Below are 883 nucleotides of genomic sequence, written 5' to 3' on the forward strand. Positions count from 1 at the left end.
GAGCATCAATAAAAGATAATTTTGAGTTACCACACACAAAACTCAATTATCAATGCTCACAGCTGATAAAATTATAGGTATTTATTGTATTGTAGATGATATTTTAAAAGGGATTGGTCATTATGAAGATAGTCGTCGTAAGATGTGTGATAGTGAGGTAATCACGACAGCCCTCGTATCAGCTCTTTATTTTGGAGGTCACCTGGATAATGGTCGCAATTTTATGAAGATGACAGGCTTGGTGCCCGCCATGTTAGACAAAAGCCGATTTAACCGGAGGCTACATGGTGTGGGTGAACTGATTTTTTCAATGTTCTGGCAATTGGGACACCAGTTTAAAAGCATGGCAGGAGCTTCGGAGTATGTAATAGATTCCTTTCCGGTAGCAGTATGTGATAATATACGAATCAGCCGCAGTAAACTATTGAAAGGCAAACAGTGGCATGGAAAACAGAGTAGTATGCGCCGATATTTTTACGGAGTAAAAGTACAGGTACTGATTACTGCTAGTGGCATTCCGGTAGAATTTGGGTTTGTACCGGGCTGCGAAAGCGATGTGCAGGCATTAAAAAAGTTACCGCTTGCCGTAGCTGCTGAGAGCAGGATTTATGGAGATGCTGCTTATACAGATTATTCAGTAGAAGATGATATCAGGAGTACTGACCTGGTTGAATTAATGATCTGCCGAAAGCGCAACTCAAAAAGACCAGATGAACCATGGACAAGATTTATAAAAGAACACATGCGCAAAGGAATTGAAACAACTTTCAGTCAGATAAAAGGATTATTCCTAAGAAAAATTCATGCAGTGACTTTTAAAGGATTTTTGATAAAACTGGTGATGTTTATTCTAGCCTTTACACTCAATAAAATTACCGATTAA

General features: G+C 38.8%; 1 protein-coding gene. It reads left to right on the forward strand.

The genetic code is table 11. From position 1 onward, the window contains the following. Window positions 1–52: 52 nt before the first annotated feature. The gene (locus tag DC498_RS25925) at window positions 53–883 is read left to right on the forward strand and encodes an IS982 family transposase (protein WP_116877026.1); all 831 of its coding nucleotides are present in this window, start codon (window positions 53–55) and stop codon (window positions 881–883) included.

Source organism: Terrimonas sp. (assembly GCF_003075435.1).
Lineage (GTDB): Bacteria > Bacteroidota > Bacteroidia > Chitinophagales > Chitinophagaceae > Agriterribacter.

Coding starts and splice junctions, on each gene's coding strand:
- DC498_RS25925 (WP_116877026.1), top strand. CDS start 53: ATGCTCACAGCTGATAAAATTATAGGTATTTATTGTATTGTAGATGAT.